We start from the raw sequence: 20192 nt of genomic DNA on the forward strand, positions 1-20192 counted from the left end.
GATTGTAGCGAGAAGGACGTGATTCTTTATGAGTTGGAAATCTGTTGAAATGCAGGTTGCGCTTCCAAGAACACAAGATGTAGGTAAACTTCAAGATCAAATGACAAAATCCAATCAGCATTTTCAGGAAGCATTATCCCAAAGTCAGCTTATTCAGGAGAATGAAAAAAGAAAAAAAGTACAAGAGTTTGAAGCTATTCATTTACAAAAAGACGGTCAGAAGGATAGCAATGTATCTAGAGAACCTAATATGGAAGCTAATTCTAACTCAAATACTATACCTGCTATCAAACATCCCTATCTAGGGAATAACTTTGACATTAGGAGCTAATAGTTTTATGACATCATTTTTATTTATAGTGAGCTTTATCTTACATATTGTTTCAATCGTTGCTATTTATACTTTAAGTAAGCAACTTTCTATGAATAAATCAACAGATAATAGTGCGGAAATTATAACCTTAATGGAAGACTATTTAGAAGAGATTAGACAGGAAAATAGAATCTTACAAAAAGAACTTTCTGGTTCTAATGAAGAAAAAGGAGAGGTTTTTTCTACTCCATCTATGAAAGAAGCAATACAGCCAGCTAAAGAACAAATACAGGCAGAAAGTTTATATAATCCACTAGGCAATGACGAAGTTCAAGATGAGATAGAAGTATCTCAACAGTCTCGAATTTTAAAGCTATACCAAGAGGGTTTAAATGCAGATGAAATCGCTCGTAAACTAGGTTGCGGAAAAACAGAAGTGGAATTAATTATAAAGTTTCATGAAAAAAGTAATATTTAGCTTGATAACAAGATTTCGGTATGGTATATTTATTTTTGGTGTAAATACAAAAAAATATTATTTATAACCACACACGTTTGTTAATTTGTATAAAATGGTGCCAAGTAGGTCTTTATACAGAAATGATGCAAGCGGAGGAAAAAACCAAGGAGGAAATAATAATGTCAGTAATTTCTATGAAGCAATTACTAGAAGCTGGTGTACATTTCGGACATCAGACTCGCCGTTGGAACCCTAAAATGAAGAAATATATCTTCACTGAGCGTAACGGCATCTATATCATCGATCTTCAAAAAACAGTTAAGAAGGTTGAAGAAGCATACAACTATGTAAAAGAATTAGCTGCAAACGGTGGTACAGTTCTTTTCGTAGGTACAAAGAAACAAGCTCAAGATTCTGTTAAAGAAGAAGCAATCCGTTCTGGAATGTACTATGTTAACCAACGCTGGTTAGGTGGTACTCTAACTAACTTCCAAACAATCCGTAAACGTATTAACCGTTTAGTTGAGATTGAAAAAATGGAAGAAGATGGAACATTTGAAGTACTTCCTAAAAAAGAAGTTGTTGGCTTGTTAAAAGAGAAAGAACGTCTTGTTAAATTCCTAGGTGGAATTAAAGATATGAAAAAACTTCCAGATGCTTTATTCGTAATCGATCCTCGTAAAGAGCGTATTGCTATTGCAGAAGCACACAAATTAAATATTCCTATTATCGGAATTGTTGATACAAACTGTGATCCAGATGAAATCGATTATGTGATCCCAGCTAATGATGATGCTATCCGCGCTGTAAAACTTCTTACAGCTAAAATTGCAGATGCAATTCTTGAAGTTAAACAAGGTGAAGAATTAGAAGTAGCTGAAGAAGCTCAAACAGAAGATTCAGTTGAATCCACTGAAGAAGCATAATTTCTAAAAAAGGTCAGGTGATAAGAGGATAAGCCTTTTATCACCTTTTTTTAAGGCATGTAATAAATTCATAAGGTAATGCTAATAGAAACAATTAACAATACTAAGGAGGATATTTATGGCTATAACTGCACAATTAGTAAAAGAATTACGTGAAAAGACTGGTGCTGGAATGATGGATTGTAAGAAAGCACTAACTGAAACAAATGGTGATATTGAGCAAGCAATTGACTACCTACGTGAAAAAGGTATTGCTAAAGCGGCTAAAAAAGCTGATCGTATTGCTGCAGAAGGATCTACATATATTGCGTCAGAAGGCAATACTGCAGTACTTTTAGAAGTGAACTGTGAAACAGACTTCGTAACGAAGAACGATCAATTCAAACAATTACTAGTAGATTTAGGAAATCATTTACTTTCACAAAAACCTAGCTCTGTAGAAGAAGCACTACAACAAAAGTTAAATGGTGAAGGTGATACACTAGAAACTTACATTAACTCTGCTGTTGCAAAAATCGGAGAAAAAATCTCTTTACGTCGTTTTGAGTTATTAACTAAAACAGACAACGATGCTTTTGGTGAATACCTTCATATGGGAGGACGTATTGGTGTTCTAGCTTTATTAGAAGGAACTACTGATGAAGCTGTTGCGAAAGATGTTGCTATGCATGTTGCTGCTGTAAATCCTAAATATGTTTCTCGTGATGAAGTATCTGAAGATGTAATTAATCACGAACGTGAAGTTCTTAAACAACAAGCTCTTAACGAAGGTAAACCGGAAAATATCGTTGAAAAAATGGTTGAAGGTCGCCTAGGTAAGTTCTTTGAAGAAATTTGCTTGCTTGAACAAAGCTTTGTTAAAGATCCAGATCAAAAAGTTAAAAAATATGTGGAATCTAAAGGTGCTTCAGTTAAAACTTTTGTTCGCTATGAAGTAGGCGAAGGGATGGAAAAACGTTCTGAGAATTTTGCAGAAGAAGTAATGAGCCAAGTCAAAAAATAATGATGAAGGGTAGGGGACACATATGATGTTCCCTATTTCACCATAAGTACATAGATTATTGTACTAATTAAAATCTATTCTTAGTGGAGGTTATTATGACGACAGCTCGTTACAGTAGAATTGTTCTAAAATTAAGTGGTGAAGCATTAAGTGGAAACCAAGGATATGGCATTGAACCAAAAATTATTCAATCTATTGCAGATCAAATTAAAGATGTTGTAGCTTTAGGAGTAGAGGTTGCTGTTGTTGTCGGTGGAGGCAACATATGGCGCGGAAAAGTTGGTAGTGAAATGGGTATGGATCGGGCAACCGCTGATTATATGGGGATGCTTGCCACCGTAATGAATTCGTTAGCATTACAAGATGCTCTTGAAACAATTGATATACCTACTCGTGTTCAAACATCAATTGAAATGCGTCAAGTTGCGGAACCATATATTAGAAGAAAGGCAATTCGCCACTTAGAGAAGAAGCGAGTTGTTATTTTCGCAGCAGGGACTGGTAATCCATACTTTTCAACAGATACTACTGCAGCACTTAGAGCAGCTGAAATAGAGGCAGAAGTTATTCTTATGGCCAAGAATAATGTGGATGGTGTTTACTCTGATGATCCTCGAGTAAACAAAGATGCGAAGAAATATGAAAACATTTCTTATATGGAAATGTTAAATGAAGGTCTCGGTGTTATGGATTCTACTGCATCGACATTATGTATGGAAAATGATATTCCACTAATTGTTTTTTCTATTACGGAAGAAGGAAATATTAAAAGGGTTGTCCAAGGTGAGACAATCGGTACAATAATAAGGGGGAAATAAACATGACTGATCAAATTATGAATGAATGCCAAGATAAAATGAAACAAGCTGTACAAGCATTTTCAAGAAATTTGGCTACAGTTCGTGCAGGAAGAGCTAACCCTGCTATTTTAGACAGTGTTTTCGTTGAATATTATGGTGCTAACACGCCATTAAATCAATTAGCGACAATTTCTGCTCCAGAAGCTCGTTTACTTGTCATTACTCCTTATGATAAAACAGCAATGGGGGATATTGAAAAAGCAATTCAAAAAGCTGATTTAGGTTTATCACCATCAAATGACGGTAATGTAATTCGAATTAATATTCCTCCACTAACAGAAGAACGTAGAAAAGAACTAGTTAAAGTTGTAGGAAAATATGCAGAAGAATATCGTGTTCAAGTAAGAAATATCCGTCGTGATACAAATGACGCACTTAAAAAGGCTGAAAAAAACGGAGAACTTACGGAAGATGAATTGAGAGATTCTCAAGAAGAAGTACAAAAACAAACAGATAAGCATATTGCTGAAATTGATCAATTAGCTAAGAAAAAAGAACAAGAAATAATGGAAGTTTAAGCTTGTTATATTCTAGTATTTCCTATACGATGAAACATAAATAAGCCCTCTTATTTAAGGGGGCTTTTGTATTCTCATTGGATTATCGTTATAATAAGAGTGATATTTTGCATCATTATAACCATCATGCATTTGTGCTATTATGATACTATAGAAAAATTGCTTTGTCATATAAGCTTGACTTATAGCATAAATATTAAAGTATTTTTATACGGTTTAACACCAGTGTTCGGAGGAATAGTATGCCAATGAAACTTCCTTTTTTCAGATCAAAAAAAGAAGCACAACCTATACAAGCTGAAGAGTTAACTAATGTACCAGAACATGTAGCGATTATTATGGATGGAAACGGACGCTGGGCAAAGCAAAGAGGTCTTCCTCGAATTGCTGGTCATAAAGCTGGTATGGATGTTGTAAAAGAAACAGTAGAATTAGCTATTAAGTACAAAATTAATGTTCTTACTCTTTTTGCTTTTTCAACAGAAAATTGGTCTAGACCTAAACATGAAGTTGAATACTTACTAAGGTTACCTAAAGAATTTTTACATATTTATTTACCTGATTTGATTAAAAATAATGTTCGTATTGAAACGATAGGTGATTTTGACTCATTACCTAATTATACAAAAGAAGCAGTTCAATATGCCAAAGAAAAAACGAAAAACAATGACGGACTGTTATTAAATTTTGCTCTAAACTATGGAAGTAGAAAAGAAATTCTAAGTGCGATTAAATCAATAATGAAGGATTTCGATGACGAGAAATTCTCAGTGGAACAGGTGGATGAAAATCTTCTTTCACAGTATTTATATACTCATGATTTACAGGACCCAGATTTATTGATCCGTACTAGTGGAGAACAGCGGTTAAGTAACTTCCTTCTTTGGCAATTAGCATACACAGAGTTTTGGTTTACAGATATATTGTGGCCAGACTTTAACGAAGAAATATTTGTTGAAGCGCTCATGGACTATCAGAATAGATCTAGGCGATTTGGAGGTATTTAAGGTGATGTATCAGATATGAAGCAACGAATCGTAACAGGAGTTATCGCATTAATTTTATTTATTCCTTTTGTAATTTATGGCCAATTACCTTTTTCCATTGTTGTTTATTTACTTGCAACAGTTGGATTATATGAACTCCTTAAAATGCATAAAATAAATTGGCACTCTGCACCGGGGCTAATAGCTATTGCTTTATTATGGCTAATATTGTATCCAGCTGCTAATGAAGATTTACCCTTTACAATTCCAAATAGTACAGCTCAAATTATTTTGGTATTTGTTTTAGGCTTACTTGCCTATACAGTATTACTAAAGAACAAATTTACTTTTGACGATGTAGGGTTTGTTTTATTAGCTGTATTTTATGTAGGAATGGGATTTTTCTACTTGTTACAAACTAGAAGTGGACTGGATGGACTAGCCTACGTCTTTTTTGCCTTTCTGTTAATTTGGTCTACGGATACAGGTGCTTATTTTACGGGAAGAGCTATAGGAAAGAAAAAATTATGGCCAGAAATTAGCCCTAATAAAACGATTGAAGGGGCAATAGGAGGCATTATCCTTGCTGTAGTAGTTGGGGTTGTCTTCCATTTGCTATATCAATTTCCATATAGTATAGCGTCGATTATTGTTATCTCAATATTGGTTTCTATTTTTGGTCAAATAGGAGACTTGGTTGAATCCGCATTTAAGCGTCATTATGATATAAAAGATTCAGGTAAGATTTTACCAGGGCATGGTGGCATCTTAGACAGGTTTGATAGTGCAATATTTGTTTTTCCTGTCCTACATTTAATCCTACAATTAATAGGTGGGTAATCCTCCGAAAATGGGATAGCCTTTTTCTACTTCAATAAAGGAAGGTGTTATACTTGACAACAGTTATAGCGTTTATATTTATGTTTGGACTTTTAGTTTTTGTTCATGAATTAGGACATCTAATATTTGCTAAGCGTGCCGGGATGCTTGCCCGAGAATTTGCAATAGGTTTCGGTCCTAAAATATTTGCCTTTACAAAAAATGAAACATTATATACGATTCGATTATTACCAATCGGCGGATATGTACGTGTTGCTGGAGAAGACCCAGAGATTATAGATTTAAAACCTGGTCATCATATTGGTCTAGAATTCAATGAGGAAGGCAAAGTAAATAAAATAATCGTGAATAACAAATCTAAGCATCCGAATGCTCGGGTAATTGAAGTAGAAAAAGTTGATTTAGACCACCAATTAATTATTCAAGGTTTTGAAATAGACGAAGAAGATAAACTTTTACATTTTGACGTTGATCGTAAAGCATTATTTGTAATGGATGAAAAGGAAACCTTAATTGCTCCATACGATCGTCAATTTGCTTCAAAGACTCCAGGACAACGTGCAATGCAGTTGTTTGCAGGTCCATTAATGAATTTCTTATTGGCAATATTTATATTCATTATTTTAGGGGTAGTACAAGGTGTCCCAGTTGAAGAAGCAAGATTAAGCCAAATTCAACCTGGTAGTCCTGCTGAAGAGGCTGGTCTTATGCCTAATGATGAAATAATCCAAATAGATGATCAATCGATAGCTACTTGGGAAGAATTTACTTCCATTGTACGTGCTAATCCGAGTGAAGAGCTAACAATGACCGTTTTAAGAAATGAAGAAACACTTCATTTAACAGTCGTACCGAATGAAATAAAACCAATCGAAGGTCAAGAAGGGGAACCGATTGGACAAATTGGTGTATATCAAGCGATGGAAAAGACCTTTTGGGGCTCCTTTAAATATGGAGCAGAGAAGACATATGAAACAACCTCGATGATCTTAACAAATTTAGCGATGTTAATAACAGGCCAGTTAGGAATTGATATGCTATCAGGACCTGTTGGTATATATAATGCTACAGACCAAGTAGTGCAAACTGGTTTTATGAACTTCCTAATGTGGACTGCGATTTTAAGCATTAATTTAGGTGTAGTAAATTTAGTTCCACTACCAGCACTTGACGGTGGAAGATTATTATTTGTTGGTATTGAACTTGTTCGCGGAAAGCCATTGGAACCAGAAAAAGAAGGAATCTTCCACTTCGTAGGCTTTGCCCTATTAATGTTACTAATGATAATCGTAACATGGAACGACATACAACGATTGTTTTTATAATTTAAGCTGGTATACGTTACCTGTTTAAATAGTAATTGTCTATTATCCAGTAATTAATAGAACAAAGGTTTTAATGAAATGATTACCAGATTAAAATGGTTGTTTCAGTTTATTAAAGAAGATAGTATAATAAATAGAATAGAAAACGTACAGGGACCCTTGTCTTCATTTTCATGACAAGGGTTTCCATTGTTTTATTTTTTTATCCTGATATGTTTAAAGTGCAGGAGGACTATGAGAATGGATATTTCAAAAAAAGAAAAAATGAAATTATTGCTCGAACAAATTGAAATGCCAGTTGAACATATTCAACAATACCTTCAAGTAAGTGCCTTAAGAAAACTAGAAATCTACAAACTAAAAAAGATTTGGCATTTCCATATTGATGTTGAAAAAATATTGCCCTCGAACATATATCAAGAATTATTAACAAGATTAAAGCATGCATTCCAGCAAGTGGCAGCTATTGAATTAACCTTATATGCAGAAGACAATTTCTGTAATGAGGAATTGGTATGTGATTATTGGCAACTATTTTTACAGATGACTCCAGATATTTCCCCTGCTTACCGAGATTTAGTTTTAAACCAAAAACCTAGAGTTAACGGTAATAAGATTATGTTAACTGCTAGAAATGAAGCAGAGGCCAGTGCATTAAAAAAGCGGTTAGATGAGAACTTTAAAGCTTTCTGTCAAAAAACCGGGATGGCGTATCACCCTCTAACAGTAGAGGTGAAAACCGAAATAGAGGAAATTCAAAAGTTTCGTGAGCAAAAATCAATCGAAGATCAAAAAATGATCCTTAAAACAATACAAGAAAAAGAAAAACGAGATAAGGAACGTCATGTAGAAGAAAGTCAGCCTTTTGCCTTAGGTTATAAAATTCAAGATGAAGCAGTAGAAATGCAGCAAATCCAAGAAGAAGAAAAACGGATTACAGTGCAAGGGTATGTCTTTGATGTGGAAATTCGTAAACTTAGATCTGGCAGAAGCTTATTGATTGCGAAAGCAACTGACTATACAGATTCCTTGCAAATTAAAATGTTTTCTCGAAATGATGAAGATGCAGCAAAGTTTGAACAGCTTAAAAAAGGCATGTGGATTAAAGCAAGAGGTAGTATTCAAACAGATATGTACTCTAATGAGCTAGCTATGATGGCAAATGACATGCATGAAGTACAAGTCGCTTCTCGTCAAGATACGGTAAGCGATGATGAAAAAAGAATAGAATTTCATGCCCATACTACAATGAGCCAACTTGATGCTGTTGTTTCACCAGCAAGATTAGTTGAACAAGCTGCCAAGTGGGGCCACAAAGCAATCGCTATAACTGACCATGGTGGGGTTCAAGGTTTTCCAGAAGCATACAATGCTGGGAAGAAAAATGGAATTAAAGTGTTATATGGTGTAGAAGCAAACCTTGTAGATGATGGAGTACCGATTGCTTATAACGAGGCAGACGTAGAATTAAATGATGCAACATACGTCGTTTTTGACGTTGAAACAACAGGACTCTCAGCTGTATATGACACAATTATCGAACTTGCTGCTGTAAAAATACATCAAGGTGAAATCGTTGATCGTTTTGAGTCATTCGCAAACCCACATCATCCATTATCACAAACAACAATAGATTTAACCGGAATTACGGATGATATGGTAAAAGACGCCCCTAATATAGACGAAGTTCTTAGAAAATTCTATAGTTGGAGTGAAAATGCTGTATTTGTTGCTCATAATGCTAGTTTTGATATTGGATTCTTAAATCAAGGCTATCAAAAAATCGGTTATGAAAAAGTGACAAATCCTGTTATTGATACTTTAGAGTTAGCTCGTTTCTTATTTCCAGAATTAAAAAATCACAGATTAAATACGCTCTGTAAACATTTAGACATTGAGTTAACACAACATCACCGTGCGATTTATGATGCAGAAGCTACTGGCTATTTATTGTGGAAATTAGTAAAAGCAGTACTTCAAAAGGATATTACAAACCATAACCAGCTAAATGATCATATGGGTGAAGGTAATGCTTATCAACGTTCTAGACCATTCCATTGCACCTTAATCGCGCAAACCCAAGAAGGATTAAAGAACTTATATAAACTAGTATCCTATGCGCACATTGATTATTTCTACCGAGTACCACGAATTCCAAGGTCAATATTGCAAAAGTATCGTACTGGTATTTTAGTTGGGTCTGCATGTGATAAAGGTGAAGTATTTGAAACGATGATGCAAACGTCTAGTGAAGAAGCGGAGAAAGTAGCAGAGTTTTATGATTATATAGAAGTTCAACCACCAAGCAATTATACTCATCTTATGGATAGAGAGCTTGTTCAAAATGAAGCGCAAATTTTAGACATTATAAAAAAATTAGTTGCTTTAGGAGAACGTTTGGATAAAAAGGTTATTGCAAGTGGAAATGTTCATTATATTGATGATCATGAGAAAATGTATCGTCAAATATTAATAGCATCACAAGCTGGTAATCCACTAAACAGGGTTACTTTACCAGATACTCCATTTCGAACTACGAATGAGATGTTGGAATGTTTTAGCTTTTTAGGAGAAGAGAAGGCAAAGGAAATTGTTGTTCTTAATACACAGGCGTTAGCAGATGAAATAGAAGACATCTCACCTGTGAAAGATGAATTATATACACCCAAAATTGAAGGTGCAGATGAAGAAATTAGAAACTTATGCTATACACGAGCGAAGTTCATTTATGGTGAATCAATTCCCAAAATCGTTACGGATCGATTGGAAAAAGAATTAGATAGCATTATTAGTAATGGATTTTCTGTTATTTACTTAATTTCTCATAAACTAGTAAAAAAATCATTAGATGATGGTTATTTAGTAGGTTCAAGGGGATCTGTCGGATCTTCATTTGTAGCAACGATGACCGAAATTACAGAAGTTAATCCTTTACCGCCTCATTATGTTTGTCCGGAATGTCATTATAATGAATTTATTACAGATGGTTCTTATGCTAGTGGATTTGATTTACCTGATAAAGATTGTCCTACATGCGGTACATCACTAGATAAGGATGGACAGGATATACCGTTTGAGACATTCTTAGGATTTAAAGGGGATAAGGTACCAGATATCGATTTGAATTTCTCTGGTGAATACCAGCCAAAGGCACATAATTACACGAAGGTATTATTCGGAGAGGATTATGTTTATCGTGCAGGTACAATTGGTACTATTGCTGAAAAGACTGCTTACGGGTATGTAAAAGGTTACGCATCTGATAAGAATCTTGTCTTTAAACATGCAGAGGTAGATCGATTAGTGAAGGGTTGTACTGGTGTAAAACGTACTACTGGTCAGCATCCAGGAGGTATTATTGTAGTTCCTGATTATATGGAAATCTATGACTTTACACCGATTCAATTTCCAGCAGATGATCGAAAAAGTGAATGGAAAACAACACATTTTGATTTCCATTCTATTCATGACAATTTATTGAAGCTCGATATACTAGGACACGATGATCCGACTGTTATTCGTATGCTTCAGGATTTAAGTGGAATCGACCCGAAGACTATTCCGACAGATGATAAAGAGGTAATGAAAATCTTTTCGAGTACGGAGTCTTTAGGAGTAACACCAGAACAAATTAATAGTAAGACGGGTACATTAGGTGTACCAGAATTTGGTACAAAGTTCGTACGTCAAATGCTAGAAGATACAAAACCAAAAACTTTTGCAGAATTAGTTATTATATCTGGCTTATCACATGGTACGGATGTATGGTTAGGAAATGCTCAAGAGTTAATCAATGAGGGAATTTGTCAACTTCCTGAAGTAATTGGTTGTCGTGACGATATTATGGTTTATTTAATGCATAAAGGCTTGGAAGCTTCACTTGCATTTAAGATTATGGAATCAGTGCGTAAGGGTAAAGGATTGCAGGACGAGTGGATTGTTGAAATGAAAAAGCATAATGTACCAGATTGGTATGTAGAATCTTGTAAAAAAATTAAATACATGTTCCCTAAAGCACACGCTGCAGCTTATGTGTTAATGGCAGTACGTATAGCTTATTTCAAAGTACATCATCCAATCTTCTTTTATGCTGCATATTTTACAGTTCGTGCTAGTGACTTTGACTTGGATACAATGGTAAAAGGGTCAGAAGCTATTCGTAAGCGTATTGAAGCAATCAATATAAAGGGAAATGATGCATCACCTAAAGAAAAAAGTTTACTTACGGTTCTTGAAGTTGCACTTGAGATGTGTGAGAGAGGATTTTCGTTCCAAAAAGTTGATCTTTATAAGTCTAAAGCTTCAGAATTTGTAGTAGACGGGAACACATTGATTCCGCCGTTTAACGCTGTAGAAGGCTTAGGAACGAATGCGGCGATAAATATCGTGAATGCTAGAGAAGAAGGCGAGTTTCTTTCCAAAGAAGATTTACGTGAAAGAAGTAAGATTTCGAAAACGGTTCTTGAATATTTGGACAATCATGGTTGTCTAGAAGGTATGGAAGAGAAAAATCAATTATCTTTATTCTAAATTTCAAACAAGTAATTTTAGAATTTGGTTTGAGAGGTTTCCTTTTGTGGTATTTATTCATGAAGGGATCACCTCTCATTTTCTTCCTTAAACCTAGGTTATGATATTTCTTGATAGAACCTTTCATCCTTAGATATAATTGTAATAAATTCGAGTGTGATATAGTAATACATACATAAGCATGGATAAAAAGATAAGGATGTGATCAATGATGCCAGATTTGATTAAAAGCGATGATATTCATGAATTCCTTATGCTAAATCGTACTCCTTTTGAAGAAAGACTTCTTAGCGTGGCGGTAAACGTTCGGGATAAGATAAATGAAATACATTTAATTGGTAATATTAATCTATTAGATAATGCCCACCATTTAGTACTATTAGTTGTGGATCGTAAGTTTAAGGAAGTAGAAGAATTTGCAAAAAGAGAAGGTATTGTTTGGGCAAAACATGCGATGACCCTTAGTTTTAAATTGGAATGGATTCGTGCCATACGTAAAACTTTTTGGGAGTTTTTACATCATTTTGATGTTTTATTAGGAAATAACGAGAAAGACAGTGAAAGTTTCTACGTAGAAACTAGTAATTATAATGAACTAATTGATTCATTTACAAATAGTTTTTTTATAAGCTACTCAAAATATAAAGATGAATTAATAGAAAGACAACAAAAGTTGGTTAATAATCTTTCTGTGCCTATTATTCCTATCACAGAAGATGTATGTATATTACCTTTAATTGGTACAATTGATACGAATCGAGCAAATATTATTGAGGAAAAGGTATTGCTGGAGGTAGGAAGACTTAGAATCCAAACATTAATAATGGACCTATCAGGAATTGCGGAGATGGATAATGAAGCAATTAAGTTATTCTTAAAATTATTAGATGGTGTGGCGATGATGGGAAGTGAACTAGTTATTACTGGTTTACGCCCAGAAATTGTACGAAACATGATTAAACTTGATGTTGAATTCGGTGGAAAAGCAACTACTAAGGCATCACTTCAAAAGGCATTACAGGATTATTTAAAACTTGATAATAGTAAAAGTAATAAAGAATCTTTAGTTGATTTATTTTCCAAATAAAGAAATGTAAGTGTTTTTCCGTTAACTTCTTGCAAGCAATTATTACTTATGGTATATTTTAGAAGTAAGTATCGATAGTATCGGACTAAAGAGTGGGCATCTCCCACTCTTTCTTCGTAATCTGCCTACCTTGTGTAAACTTCCCTTGCCTTCTTGGCAAGGGTTTTATATTGTTTTGCTATGAAATGAAAAACAGGTAGTTAGTCAATAATAAGAATAGTAAGTACAGCTAGAGATAAAAGGAGGAAGGTAAGATTTGAGCTCTCAGGTTGTTAACACTACAGAAGAATTGGTTCGGCCAATTTTAGAAGAAAAGAATCTAGAATTAGTTGATATCGAATATGTAAAAGAAGGTAAGAATTGGTTTTTAAGAGTTTTTATTGATAAAGAAGGCGGAATAGATATAACAGAATGTGGCGAAGTGTCCGAACAATTGAGTGAAAAGTTAGATGAAGTTGACCCAATTAAGGAAGCGTATTTCCTAGAAGTTTCCTCACCGGGAGTAGAACGCCCATTAAAAACTGTAGAGGACTTTGCAAAAAGTGTAAACAAAAATGTTTATGTAAAGTTATTTGAACCAATCAATGGCGAAAAGGCATACGAAGGAATCTTGATCAGCTTCTCAAATAATATTGCTACCATTGAGTACAAAGTGAAAACACGAAAGCAACAAATAGAGATTCCATTTGAGAAAATAGCAAAAGCGAGACTCGCAGTTGCACTATAAGGGGGAAAAGTAGAAAATGAGCAGTCAATTGTTTGATGCAATTGAAAATTTGGGTAAAGAAAAAGGTATTGATAAGGAAATCTTAATTGAGGCTTTAGAAGCTGCTTTAATATCAGCTTATAAAAAGAATTTTAAGTCTGCTACAAATGTTCGTGTGGAGTTAAATGAAGCATCTGGTACAATGCGAGTTTTCTCACGAAAAACTGTTGTAGAAGAAGTAGAAGATAGCCAACAAGAAATTTCGTTAGATGAAGCTAAGAAAATTGATCCTAACTATGAAGTTGAAGATGTTATTGAGGTAGAAGTAACTCCAAAGGATTTTGGTAGAATTGCTGCCCAAGCTGCTAAGCAGGTTGTAACTCAACGAGTTCGTGAAGCGGAAAGAGGCGTGATATTCAGCGAGTATGCTGACCGTGAAGAAGATGTTATGACGGGTATCATTCAACGAATTGATCCGCGATTTGTTTACGTGAATTTAGGTAAGATAGAAGCAAAACTACCGGAGTCTGAGCAAATGCCAACAGAAGATTATCAGGTTCATGATCGATTAAAAGTGTTTGTCACTAAAGTTGAAAACACAAGTAAGGGACCACAAATCTTTATTTCTAGATCACATCCTGGTTTACTGAAACGATTATTTGAAATGGAAGTACCCGAAATTTATGACGGGATTGTTGAAATTAAGTCTGTTGCAAGAGAAGCGGGAGATCGTTCTAAAATAGCTGTATTTGCAGAAGACCAAGAGATTGATCCAGTCGGCTCATGTGTAGGACAAAAAGGTCAGCGTGTACAAGCGATTGTGAATGAATTAAAAGGAGAAAAAATTGATATAGTTGAGTGGTCTGAAGACCCTGTTGTATACGTTTCTAATGCGCTAAGTCCGTCTAAAGTTATTCGAGTATTAGTAAATGAAGAAGAAAAATCTACTACGGTTATCGTGCCAGATTATCAATTATCTCTTGCTATCGGAAAGCGCGGGCAAAATGCACGTCTTGCTGCAAAACTTACTGGCTGGAAAATTGATATTAAAAGTGAATCAGAGGCACGTGAAGAAGGCTTATTAACGGAAGAAGAAAATACAGATTACGCAGAAGTCGAAGAGGATTTATTCGAATAAGGGAGAGGGAAGTATGGTTGGAAAACGAAAAACTCCAGAGCGTAAATGTGTCGTTACTAACGAAATGAGACCTAAGAAAGAGCTTATCCGTGTGGTTCGTAACAAAGAAGGAGAGGTCTTTGTAGATTCTACTGGGAAGAAAAATGGTAGAGGAGCTTATCTAACAAGAGACCTTGAGGTAATTAATAAAGCTGAAAAGATAGGTGTTTTAAGTAAGCATTTGAATGCGGAAATTAATGCTTCCATTTATGAAGAATTAAGAACACTTGTAAGTGATCAAAATGAAAAGTAATTATTTAAATATTATAGGTATAGCATTTCGAGCAGGTAAATGTTCTACAGGGGAAGAAACTATCGTCAAAGACATACAGAAAAAGCGAGCAAAATTAGTACTTATAGCAAATGATGTAGGTCCACAAACACGAAAAAAGCTTACGGATAAATGTAATTCATATGATGTTCCATATGTGATTGTGTCCGATGACCGAGATACATTATCAAATGCTATCGGAAAATCCCATAGAGTAGCTATTGCAATTTTAGAAGAAGGTTTTGCCAAAAAATTAGAATCTCTACTCGGGTAAATAAATTCGGGGGTGAACGTATGCGTAAAATGCGTGTATATGAATATGCGAAACAACAAAATGTCACAAGTAAAGATGTAATAAATTTTTTGAAAGAGAATAATATTGAAGTTTCTAATCATATGTCAACAATTGAAGATGATACGATAACGAAATTAAACCAAAGATTCTCTAAAAACCAAAGCAATCAAACAAAATCAACAAAACAACCAAATCCTGAGAAAAAAACTAATCATCAGGAAAATAAAAAAGAAAAAGGATCAAATTTGAACTCAAATCCGAATACAAACAAGCAAGTACAACATACTAAAAAACAAATGAATACTAACAACCAGAAACCAAACAACAATAATAAACAACATAATAAAGGACCAAAAAACAAAAAGAACAAACCTAATAAACAAGTCGCTCAACAGCCAGTTGTCAAAGAAACACCAAAAGAAATTAAGTATTCTGGCACATTGACTGTAAGTGAGTTGGCTGAAAAACTAAACAAGGAAGCTTCTGAAATAATTAAGAAACTTATGTTCTTAGGTGTTATGGCAACGAAAAACCAAGACCTTGATGATGACGCGATTGAATTAATTTGCGCAGAATTTGACGTTGAGGTTGAAAAGGTAATAATTTTAGAGGATACAGACCTTGATAAATACATGGAAGAAGATGACGATTCTGTATTAGTGGAAAGACCAGCTGTTGTGACCATTATGGGGCACGTTGACCATGGGAAAACGACACTACTTGACTCTATACGTAATACAAAGGTTACTGCTGGTGAAGCAGGTGGTATTACCCAACATATTGGAGCGTATCAAGTTAAAAAGGATGGTAAAAAAATTACTTTCCTTGATACACCAGGACACGCAGCGTTTACAAGCATGCGTTCACGCGGTGCTCAAGTTACAGATATTGCAATTATCGTCGTAGCCGCAGATGATGGTGTAATGCCACAGACAGTAGAGGCAATTAACCATGCTAAAGCAGCAGAAGTACCGATTATAATTGCTGTAAACAAAATGGATAAAGAATCTGCTAACCCTGATCGTGTGATGCAGGAATTAACAGAGTATGAATTAGTTCCTGAAGATTGGGGCGGAGATACGATATTCGTTCCGCTATCAGCATTAAAAGGTGAAGGCATTGATGATCTTCTTGAAATGATTGTTCTTGTAACAGAAGTTGAAGAACTAAAAGCAAATCCAAATCGTAATGCAACTGGTACTGTTATTGAGGCACAGCTTGATAAGGGGCGTGGATCTGTTGCAACATTGCTAGTGCAAAATGGGACACTTCGTGTAGGGGATCCGATTGTTGTTGGTAATACATTTGGTCGTGTACGTGCAATGGTAAACGACCTTGGTCAACGTGTTAAAGAAGCAGGGCCATCTACTCCTGTAGAAATTACTGGGTTAAATGAAGTACCACAAGCTGGAGACCAATTCCTAGTATTTGATGATGAAAAAACTGCTCGACAAATCGGAGAAGCTCGTCAACAAAAACAAATCCAAGAGAATCGCTCTGAAACAAATAAAGTTAGCTTGGATGATTTATTTGAACAAATCAAGCAAGGTGAAATGAAAGAAATCAACGTAATTATTAAGGCTGACGTTCAAGGCTCTGTAGAAGCACTTGCATCGTCACTTCAAAAGATTGAAGTAGAGGGTGTCAAAATTAAAATTATACACACTGGTGTCGGTGCAATTACGGAATCAGATATTATATTAGCCTCAGCTTCTAATGCGATTGTAATTGGATTCAACGTCCGTCCTGATGCAAATGCTAAAAACACGGCAGAAAACGAGAAAGTTGATATTCGTCTTCACCGTATCATTTATAAAGTTATTGAAGAAATTGAATCAGCAATGAAAGGGATGCTTGATCCAGAATTCGAAGAAAAAGTTATTGGGCAAGCAGAAGTTCGTGAAACATTTAAAGTTTCCAAAGTCGGAACAATTGCTGGTAGTTATGTAACAGATGGTAAATTAACACGTGATGCTGGAATTCGCCTAATTCGTAACGGAGTTGTTGTTTTTGAAGGTGAAATCGATACGTTAAAACGTTTTAAAGATGATGTAAAAGAAGTTGCTCAAAATTATGAATGTGGTATCACAATTAAGAATTATAATGATATTAAAGAAGGCGACATTATTGAGGCATTTGTCATGGAGGAAATTGAACGTAAATGATTTTCTTTCTTGAAGTAGAATGCATGATGTACGACGGTCACTCATTGAAAGATAAACGTTCCATTATCAAACGATTATTAGCGAAATTAAGAAATGAGCTAAATGTTGCGGTAACAGAACTTGATTATCATGATCTCTGGCAACGTACAAAGTTAGGCATCGTAACGATAACAAATGAACGCAGCCATGGTGAGCAAGTAATGCAGGAAGTACTTCGAGTAATTGATACGTATTCCGAATTAGAAAGAACGATCTCGAATTTAGAAATTGTATAGCTATTTCGGAATACAGGTGCTTAAATGAAGAGGTGATTGCTATGAGTAACGTACGAGCAAATCGAGTGGCGGAACAAATGAAAAAAGAACTTGGTGAAATCTTAACAAGAAAGATTAAAGACCCTCGTGTTGGTTTTGTTACAGTAACAGATGTTGAAGTTACAGGTGACTTGCAACAAGCAACTGTATATATATCAGTACTTGGGGATGATTCTAAGAAAAAGGATACATTACTTGGTCTAGCAAAGGCAAAAGGATTTATCCGTTCTGAAATTGGGAATCGAATCCGATTAAGAAAAACACCTGAGATTACGTTTGAATTTGATGAAGCACTTGAATATGGAAATCGTATCGAAACTATTTTACGTGATTTAAACAAGCAATAATTCAATAGTCTAAAAATAAAATCTGGCTCTTTGTGGGTCAGATTTTTATTAAGACTAGACTTTTTGGGGGTATTTATTTAATGGATGGTATTTTACCACTTTGGAAGCCAAAGGGATTTACTTCCCATGATTGTGTGATGAAAATAAGGAAATTGTATCGAACAAAAAAAGTAGGACATACAGGAACACTTGACCCTGAAGTAGAGGGTGTTTTACCAATATGTATCGGTCAAGCTACGAAAATCGTCCAGTTTCTTACAGATACAACAAAAGTGTATGTAGCAGAGCTCACATTAGGAGCTTCAACAGAAACGGAAGATGCGCATGGAAACATAGTAGAAAAAGTAGAAGTAAAAAAATTTCCATCTAAACAGGAAATAGAAAACGTGTTACAATCTTTTAAGGGTGAGATTGTCCAAATTCCACCAATGTATTCAGCCGTGAAAGTTAATGGTAAAAAATTATACGAATATGCACGTGCTAATCAGCATGTTGAACGTCCAAAGAGAAAAGTAGTAATCCATGATATTAACTACCTTACTTCTGAAGACAAAAGGAATACCATTCGTTTCAACGTAATATGTTCCAAAGGGACCTATGTAAGAACGTTATGTGTAGATATAGGAAAACAATTAGGATATCCAGCCCATATGTCTGATTTAGTCCGTGAAGAAACAGGGGCAATACATAGGCATGATACGGTAGATTTTGAAACAATAGAAGAGGCATGTTCTAATGGAGAAGGACAAAGTCTTCTGTTACCGATTACAAAAGGTCTAACTCATCTTGACGCATATTATGTTGATGAATATGTAAAACAAAAAGTATTAAATGGGCAAAAACTTAAAATGCCAGATCAAGCTTTACAGACCAATCCGTTTAAAGTAATGCACGGAGAGAGATTATTAGCAATTTATTCCATACATCCTGAAAAAGAGCATGAAATAAAACCGGTTCGCGTCTTCAGCGAATAATGAAAGTGTAGGTGAAAACATGAAGACTATTGAAATATCGTATCCCCATTCAATTAAAAAAGAAGAATTAAAAGAGTCGGTAGCCGCTTTAGGATTTTTTGATGGCATTCATAAAGGACATCAAGCAGTCATTAAACAGGCCGTTTCAATAGCAAACGAAAAGAATATGGAAAGTGCAGTCATTACTTTTTATCCACATCCATCTGTTGTTTTAAGGAATAATCACGATGTGAAATATATAACTCCACAAAAGGAAAAAGAAGCGGTATTACAAGAACTTGGTGTTGACAAATTATATATTATTACATTCAATAAGCAATTATCGTCATTATCGCCTCAGGAATTTATCGATCATTTTATTATCGGTTTACATATTAAGCATGTAGTTGCCGGCTTTGATTTTACATACGGTCATAAAGGTAAAGGCAATATGTGGGATATAGAGGAGTATTCTCGTGGATTATTTGATTATAGTGTTATTGATCAAGTATCTCTAGATAATGAAAAGGTTAGCTCTACTAAGATTAGAAAATTATTAGCATCTGGTGATGTTGAGAAAGTAAATGAATTATTAGGGAGAGCACTAGTAACGATTGGTATAGTAATTGAGGGAGATAAAAGAGGAAGAGAGATTGGTTACCCAACTGCAAATATAAACTACTCTCAAGAAGCTTTACTACCAAAACCCGGTATATATGCTGTAGGAGTATTGATAGATGGTATACGCTATAAAGGTATGGCTAGTCTTGGGATAAACCCCACTTTCACGGAAAAACGAACAAGTCTTTCTCTTGAAGTGAATATTTTAGATTTCGATGATAATTTGTATGGAAAAGAATTATTAATAGAATGGTATAAGTTTTTCCGAGATGAGGAAAAATTTAATAGTGTAGAAGAACTTATTCAACAAATGGAACAAGATGAAAGGTTAATTCGTAACTATTTATCTTCACTTATTTAGTTTGTATAGGAATTCTTTATAATAATCTCTTGCTTTTTTTCTTAAAAAGATGTAAGCTATAACAGTTAAAACCTTCGCTTGGCAAATCGAAACTCCGACGTTTGCTAGGGGACAGGGGATATCAAAAGTAATTA

At 34.8% G+C, this 20192-nt stretch carries 20 protein-coding genes; all 20 read left to right on the forward strand.

The window, feature by feature from the left end; genetic code table 11:
• Window positions 1–28 precede the first annotated feature (28 nt).
• Window positions 29–331: a hypothetical protein gene (locus AB1K81_RS04570; protein ID WP_412975466.1), complete on the forward strand. Its 303-nt coding sequence runs from the start codon at window positions 29–31 to the stop codon at window positions 329–331.
• 7 nt (window positions 332–338) lie between these two features.
• On the forward strand, window positions 339–791 hold the full coding sequence (locus AB1K81_RS04575) for a DUF6115 domain-containing protein (protein ID WP_412975467.1): 453 nt from the start codon (window positions 339–341) through the stop codon (window positions 789–791).
• Between the two features lie 161 nt (window positions 792–952).
• Window positions 953–1699, forward strand: coding sequence for a 30S ribosomal protein S2 (rpsB, locus tag AB1K81_RS04580; RefSeq protein ID WP_412975468.1), 747 nt, complete (start codon window positions 953–955; stop codon window positions 1697–1699).
• Between the two features lie 118 nt (window positions 1700–1817).
• The gene (gene tsf / locus AB1K81_RS04585; protein ID WP_412975469.1) at window positions 1818–2702 is read left to right on the forward strand and encodes a translation elongation factor Ts; all 885 of its coding nucleotides are present in this window, start codon (window positions 1818–1820) and stop codon (window positions 2700–2702) included.
• Window positions 2703–2797: 95 nt separating this feature from the next.
• Window positions 2798–3520: a UMP kinase gene (gene pyrH, locus AB1K81_RS04590; protein WP_412975470.1), complete on the forward strand. Its 723-nt coding sequence runs from the start codon at window positions 2798–2800 to the stop codon at window positions 3518–3520.
• 2 nt (window positions 3521–3522) lie between these two features.
• Window positions 3523–4080, forward strand: a complete 558-nt coding sequence (frr, locus tag AB1K81_RS04595; RefSeq protein WP_412975471.1) for a ribosome recycling factor — start codon at window positions 3523–3525, stop codon at window positions 4078–4080.
• A gap of 242 nt (window positions 4081–4322) precedes the next feature.
• Window positions 4323–5087, forward strand: a complete 765-nt coding sequence (gene uppS, locus AB1K81_RS04600; protein WP_412975472.1) for an undecaprenyl pyrophosphate synthase — start codon at window positions 4323–4325, stop codon at window positions 5085–5087.
• A 15-nt stretch (window positions 5088–5102) separates the two neighbouring features.
• Window positions 5103–5906 (forward strand): phosphatidate cytidylyltransferase, encoded by an 804-nt coding sequence (locus tag AB1K81_RS04605; RefSeq protein WP_412975473.1) that lies wholly within the window; start codon window positions 5103–5105, stop codon window positions 5904–5906.
• Between the two features lie 53 nt (window positions 5907–5959).
• A complete protein-coding gene (rseP, locus tag AB1K81_RS04610) occupies window positions 5960–7231 on the forward strand; it encodes an RIP metalloprotease RseP (protein WP_412975474.1) in 1272 nt (423 codons plus the stop codon).
• A 240-nt stretch (window positions 7232–7471) separates the two neighbouring features.
• Window positions 7472–11761, forward strand: coding sequence for a PolC-type DNA polymerase III (locus tag AB1K81_RS04615; RefSeq protein WP_412975475.1), 4290 nt, complete (start codon window positions 7472–7474; stop codon window positions 11759–11761).
• Between the two features lie 208 nt (window positions 11762–11969).
• Window positions 11970–12848, forward strand: coding sequence for an STAS domain-containing protein (locus tag AB1K81_RS04620; protein WP_412975476.1), 879 nt, complete (start codon window positions 11970–11972; stop codon window positions 12846–12848).
• Window positions 12849–13104: 256 nt separating this feature from the next.
• The gene (gene rimP, locus AB1K81_RS04625; RefSeq protein ID WP_412975477.1) at window positions 13105–13575 is read left to right on the forward strand and encodes a ribosome maturation factor RimP; all 471 of its coding nucleotides are present in this window, start codon (window positions 13105–13107) and stop codon (window positions 13573–13575) included.
• Window positions 13576–13591: 16 nt separating this feature from the next.
• Entirely contained in the window at window positions 13592–14692 is a 1101-nt protein-coding gene (nusA, locus tag AB1K81_RS04630) for a transcription termination factor NusA (RefSeq protein WP_412975478.1), read from the forward strand.
• 13 nt (window positions 14693–14705) lie between these two features.
• Window positions 14706–14984 (forward strand): RNase P modulator RnpM, encoded by a 279-nt coding sequence (gene rnpM / locus AB1K81_RS04635; protein WP_412975479.1) that lies wholly within the window; start codon window positions 14706–14708, stop codon window positions 14982–14984.
• On the forward strand, window positions 14974–15276 hold the full coding sequence (locus AB1K81_RS04640; protein ID WP_412975480.1) for a L7Ae/L30e/S12e/Gadd45 family ribosomal protein: 303 nt from the start codon (window positions 14974–14976) through the stop codon (window positions 15274–15276). The genes rnpM and AB1K81_RS04640 overlap by 11 nt, the downstream gene beginning before the upstream one ends.
• A gap of 20 nt (window positions 15277–15296) precedes the next feature.
• On the forward strand, window positions 15297–17462 hold the full coding sequence (infB, locus tag AB1K81_RS04645; protein ID WP_412975481.1) for a translation initiation factor IF-2: 2166 nt from the start codon (window positions 15297–15299) through the stop codon (window positions 17460–17462).
• Window positions 17459–17737, forward strand: coding sequence for a DUF503 domain-containing protein (locus AB1K81_RS04650; RefSeq protein WP_412975482.1), 279 nt, complete (start codon window positions 17459–17461; stop codon window positions 17735–17737). The genes infB and AB1K81_RS04650 overlap by 4 nt, the downstream gene beginning before the upstream one ends.
• 41 nt (window positions 17738–17778) lie before the next feature.
• Window positions 17779–18123: a 30S ribosome-binding factor RbfA gene (gene rbfA / locus AB1K81_RS04655; protein ID WP_412975483.1), complete on the forward strand. Its 345-nt coding sequence runs from the start codon at window positions 17779–17781 to the stop codon at window positions 18121–18123.
• Between the two features lie 80 nt (window positions 18124–18203).
• Window positions 18204–19097, forward strand: coding sequence for a tRNA pseudouridine(55) synthase TruB (gene truB / locus AB1K81_RS04660; RefSeq protein ID WP_412975484.1), 894 nt, complete (start codon window positions 18204–18206; stop codon window positions 19095–19097).
• A 19-nt stretch (window positions 19098–19116) separates the two neighbouring features.
• On the forward strand, window positions 19117–20058 hold the full coding sequence (locus tag AB1K81_RS04665; RefSeq protein WP_412975485.1) for a bifunctional riboflavin kinase/FAD synthetase: 942 nt from the start codon (window positions 19117–19119) through the stop codon (window positions 20056–20058).
• The last annotated feature ends 134 nt before the right edge of the window (window positions 20059–20192 follow it).

It is taken from the genome of Ornithinibacillus jepli, assembly GCF_047228935.1.
In the GTDB taxonomy this organism is placed as follows: domain Bacteria; phylum Bacillota; class Bacilli; order Bacillales; family Amphibacillaceae; genus Ornithinibacillus.

Excerpts from the sequence above, each read along its gene's own strand:
- AB1K81_RS04620 (WP_412975476.1), top strand. The coding sequence starts at position 11,970 with ATGATGCCAGATTTGATTAAAAGCGATGATATTCATGAATTCCTTATG.
- AB1K81_RS04615 (WP_412975475.1), top strand. The coding sequence starts at position 7,472 with ATGGATATTTCAAAAAAAGAAAAAATGAAATTATTGCTCGAACAAATT.
- pyrH (WP_412975470.1), top strand. The coding sequence starts at position 2,798 with ATGACGACAGCTCGTTACAGTAGAATTGTTCTAAAATTAAGTGGTGAA.
- infB (WP_412975481.1), top strand. The coding sequence starts at position 15,297 with ATGCGTAAAATGCGTGTATATGAATATGCGAAACAACAAAATGTCACA.
- uppS (WP_412975472.1), top strand. The coding sequence starts at position 4,323 with ATGCCAATGAAACTTCCTTTTTTCAGATCAAAAAAAGAAGCACAACCT.
- rbfA (WP_412975483.1), top strand. The coding sequence starts at position 17,779 with ATGAGTAACGTACGAGCAAATCGAGTGGCGGAACAAATGAAAAAAGAA.
- AB1K81_RS04605 (WP_412975473.1), top strand. The coding sequence starts at position 5,103 with ATGAAGCAACGAATCGTAACAGGAGTTATCGCATTAATTTTATTTATT.
- rnpM (WP_412975479.1), top strand. The coding sequence starts at position 14,706 with ATGGTTGGAAAACGAAAAACTCCAGAGCGTAAATGTGTCGTTACTAAC.
- AB1K81_RS04650 (WP_412975482.1), top strand. The coding sequence starts at position 17,459 with ATGATTTTCTTTCTTGAAGTAGAATGCATGATGTACGACGGTCACTCA.
- AB1K81_RS04640 (WP_412975480.1), top strand. The coding sequence starts at position 14,974 with ATGAAAAGTAATTATTTAAATATTATAGGTATAGCATTTCGAGCAGGT.
- frr (WP_412975471.1), top strand. The coding sequence starts at position 3,523 with ATGACTGATCAAATTATGAATGAATGCCAAGATAAAATGAAACAAGCT.
- AB1K81_RS04575 (WP_412975467.1), top strand. The coding sequence starts at position 339 with ATGACATCATTTTTATTTATAGTGAGCTTTATCTTACATATTGTTTCA.
- nusA (WP_412975478.1), top strand. The coding sequence starts at position 13,592 with ATGAGCAGTCAATTGTTTGATGCAATTGAAAATTTGGGTAAAGAAAAA.
- AB1K81_RS04570 (WP_412975466.1), top strand. The coding sequence starts at position 29 with ATGAGTTGGAAATCTGTTGAAATGCAGGTTGCGCTTCCAAGAACACAA.
- truB (WP_412975484.1), top strand. The coding sequence starts at position 18,204 with ATGGATGGTATTTTACCACTTTGGAAGCCAAAGGGATTTACTTCCCAT.
- rpsB (WP_412975468.1), top strand. The coding sequence starts at position 953 with ATGTCAGTAATTTCTATGAAGCAATTACTAGAAGCTGGTGTACATTTC.
- AB1K81_RS04665 (WP_412975485.1), top strand. The coding sequence starts at position 19,117 with ATGAAGACTATTGAAATATCGTATCCCCATTCAATTAAAAAAGAAGAA.
- tsf (WP_412975469.1), top strand. The coding sequence starts at position 1,818 with ATGGCTATAACTGCACAATTAGTAAAAGAATTACGTGAAAAGACTGGT.